A 3,191-nucleotide genomic window follows, 5' to 3' on the forward strand; every position below is an offset into this window, starting at 1 on the left:
GCAACATTACAACTATGTTAGACCGCACAGCTCACTAAACTACTTGTCGCCAGTTGAGTACGCTCGAAGGGCGGCGTAACGTAAGGAATCTCATCGAACCAGTGGTGCTAATTCAGGGGAAAGGTCAGCCCAGCCCAAAGGACACCCACGCATGCTTATCAACCAAGCAACCCTAGAAGGCCAATTCGTGGTGCTCGAACCCCTGACCGAGCAACACATAAAGCCCCTGGAAAAAGCCGTCGCCGATGGCGACTCGCCCAAACTGTGGTTCGCCAGCGTGCCCACCGCTGAGCAAATGGCGGACTATGTACACAAGGCGATAGCGGATATGGCGCAGGGCAATATTGCCTATGCGGTCAGATCGAAAGCGTCTGGTGAGGTGGTAGGTACAACGCGCTATTACAACGTGGATGAGGCCAATAGACGCGCGATGATCGGCTTTACCTGGTACGCCAATGCCGCCAAACGCACGCCAATCAACACCGAGAGCAAGCTACTGCTGCTGACCACGCTATTCGAACAGGCGCAGGCCAGCGCCGTGGAGTTTCGCACGCACTACTTCAACCAGGCCTCACGTGCTGCGATTGAGCGCCTGGGTGCCAAGCAGGACGGCATCCTGCGTAACCACCAGATCATGCCCGACGGCTCCTACCGCGATACCGTGGTGTATTCGATCATTGCCAGCGAGTGGCCAGCGGTTAAAAGCAATTTGCTAAGCAAGCTGAGCGAGAACCAATAAGGTCGATAAAGCACTCGGCCGAACAGCTGGGTGCCGAGGAGAGTTGTTAGAGGGTAATGAGCAAGCATTTCCCTCTAAAAAGTAGTCTTAACAGCTCACTACTCCCAAGCCAACCTGCCAATGCCAACCAACAATCACTTCGCAAACACACCCTGTTTGCAAGCAATGCGGACTATGTTGTAATGCATTGTAGTCAACCGATTTAAGGAGACTCCCAATGGCAGTCACAACAGTGCGTCTTCAGGCCGAAGTAGAACAGCATCTGGAAGCGATAGCCAAGCGATTAGAGCGGAGCAAAGGCTGGGTCATCAATCAGGCGTTGGCGGAATACATTGAGAAACAGCAGCTTGAGCAAGCGCGCTGGACGCAAACACTCGAAGCAATGGAGTCTGCGGCTTTGGGCAACGTTGTCGACGCCAGCGACGTACATAGCTGGCTCAACAGTTGGGGCACCGAAGCCGAACAGGATGCACCGGGGCCGAGTAAATGAAACTGGTTTACACCGATCACGCCGTTGCAGACTTGCAACGCTTGAAGGAATTTATCGCAATACACAATCCTTCTGCGGCGGCCAGAATTGCCGCCGAGCTGATCGGCAAAGTCAGCTTGCTGACCGAATTTCCCCATATTGGCTCGCCCGTAAAGATGGCACCCGTACCCGATTCAGTTCGGGATATGGTCTTTAGCAAGTACGTTGTCCGCTACTCGGTGCACACCAACGTAATAGTCATCCTTCGGGTTTGGCATGAGCTGGAAGGCGAGCGTTAGCCCTGCACACCAACCGGCTAGGCATCCGCTCGACCAACCCCCCTCGTACTAAACATCACCCCAATGATTCCCCAATAATCAACCAAACTACCCCTTGGCTCCCAAGCCACTCGCTCAGTGCTAACGTCTCTCTATCAACAATCCCAACAAAAGAGATATCGCCCATGTCACACGCCGCTGGCCGTCAATCCATCTTCATTACCGGTGCCGCCTCCGGCATGGGCCGCGAGACTGCGCGCCTGTTTCGCGAGCAGGGCTGGTTCATTGGCGCCTTCGACGTCAACCAGGCGGGGTTAGACGCTTTGCAGGCGGAGTTGGGTGCAGATAACTGCGTGATTCAGACGCTGGATGTGAGCGACAAGGCGCAGTTTGATTCGGCGGTAGCGACGTTTGGCGCAGCAACCGACGGGCGCATGGACATTCTGTTCAACAACGCGGGCATCATCATGCGCGGGTACTTCGACGAGATGTCGTTTGAGGATCAGCTGAAGATCATCAATGTGAACGTGATTGGCGTGATGAATGGCACCCATAGCGCGTTGCCGCTGCTGAAGGAAACGCCCAACGCGCTGTGCTTCAACACCTCATCGTCTTCCGCGACCATGGGCATGCCGTTGATCGCGGTGTATTCGGCCAGCAAGCACGCGGTGAAGGGCCTGACCGAGGCGTGGTCGAACGAGTTCAAGCGTTTCGATATTCGCTGCGCCGATGCGCTGCCGGGGTTGATCCGCACCGGGATGACCTCCGACGAGTTTCTGGCCAAAGCGCCAACCAAAGGGCCATTTCGGCTGATTGAAGCGGTGGAGGTGGCCAAGGTGGTGTGGGCCAGTTACCACAACGAGCACAAATTGCACTGGTACATTCCGGAGGAGCTGGCTGAGCTGGATAAGGCTGCGAGTAACGATCCTGAGCTGCTGCGCGACAAGTTGGCGCGCAATATGGAGCTGTAATAAAAAAAGGGGCGCTACGGCGCCCTTTTTTACGGATCTGAAAATTACCGCTGTAGCTACTTCACTCGCTGACCGCGCTGACCACGTCCGCTTCAGGCGTTGCTGGCTGAGCCATGGGTATCTGAATCAAGTTGGCCGTTCTGGCGGGCGGCAGTTTGTACATGGCGCCGGTGGCAGGATCAACCGCCAGCATGCCAATCAAACCGCCAAACACGATGTTGGCCCAGTACCAACCATCCACGCTGGAATCCAGAGTCTGGCTTTGCTGCTCGTAGCCTTCCTTGGAAAACTGCATGTTGTAACGTGCACCCTTGAAGTAGCCGTCGCCTGCCTTGAGGGTAACGGTGTTCGGTGTTGTGCCTTGATGTATAACAGCGCCACTGCGGTTACGAATCTGATATTCGGCACCGGGCGGTTCGGATTTTACGGAAACAGGGTATTGCGAATCGCTAATGATACTGGCGCAGCCAGAGACAAACAGGGAGGCAGAAAGCGCGGCTGTCATAGCCATTTTTTTGGTTCATCGCATTTTACCGGGAAACGCTGCTTTGATTTTCAAGAAGAAGTAGTTGTTATCCCGGTAACCGTAAGCCATTCGTTTGATGATCTTGATCTTGTTGTTCATGCCTTCCAGAACACTGGTGTTCATCCGGTAGAGGGCGCTGGAAATAATCCCGTCGACATACCCCGCAAGACGCCTGGCGTACTGCTGCAGAGGAGCAAGGTCGCTACTC

At 54.9% G+C, this 3,191-nt stretch carries 6 protein-coding genes; 4 read left to right on the plus strand and 2 right to left on the minus strand.

The window, feature by feature from the left end:
- Positions 1–151 precede the first annotated feature (151 nt).
- The 4 genes from H4J77_RS19245 (at position 152) to H4J77_RS19260 (ending at position 2,457) form a co-directional block, all read left to right on the plus strand.
- Positions 152–739 (plus strand): GNAT family N-acetyltransferase, encoded by a 588-nt coding sequence (locus H4J77_RS19245; RefSeq protein ID WP_182250050.1) that lies wholly within the window; start codon positions 152–154, stop codon positions 737–739.
- A gap of 217 nt (positions 740–956) precedes the next feature.
- Positions 957–1,229 carry a CopG family ribbon-helix-helix protein gene (locus tag H4J77_RS19250; RefSeq protein ID WP_123890912.1) on the plus strand — a complete coding sequence of 91 codons (273 nt, stop codon included), beginning with the start codon at positions 957–959 and terminating at the stop codon, positions 1,227–1,229.
- Positions 1,226–1,507, plus strand: coding sequence for a type II toxin-antitoxin system RelE/ParE family toxin (locus tag H4J77_RS19255; protein WP_182250052.1), 282 nt, complete (start codon positions 1,226–1,228; stop codon positions 1,505–1,507). The genes H4J77_RS19250 and H4J77_RS19255 overlap by 4 nt, the downstream gene beginning before the upstream one ends.
- A 164-nt stretch (positions 1,508–1,671) precedes the next feature.
- Positions 1,672–2,457 carry an SDR family oxidoreductase gene (locus tag H4J77_RS19260; RefSeq protein ID WP_182250054.1) on the plus strand — a complete coding sequence of 262 codons (786 nt, stop codon included), beginning with the start codon at positions 1,672–1,674 and terminating at the stop codon, positions 2,455–2,457.
- Between the two features lie 61 nt (positions 2,458–2,518).
- On the opposite strand, the gene H4J77_RS19265 is transcribed toward H4J77_RS19260, so the two are convergent.
- Together H4J77_RS19265 and H4J77_RS19270 are read right to left on the minus strand one after the other, a co-directional pair.
- Positions 2,519–2,968 (minus strand): hypothetical protein, encoded by a 450-nt coding sequence (locus tag H4J77_RS19265; protein ID WP_182250056.1) that lies wholly within the window; start codon positions 2,966–2,968, stop codon positions 2,519–2,521.
- 9 nt (positions 2,969–2,977) lie between these two features.
- On the minus strand, positions 2,978–3,191 hold a 214-nt coding region (locus H4J77_RS19270), incomplete at its 5' end, for a transposase (RefSeq protein ID WP_182250058.1).

The organism is Pseudomonas sp. 5Ae-yellow, assembly GCF_014077575.1.
Classification (GTDB): domain Bacteria; phylum Pseudomonadota; class Gammaproteobacteria; order Pseudomonadales; family Pseudomonadaceae; genus Halopseudomonas; species Halopseudomonas neustonica.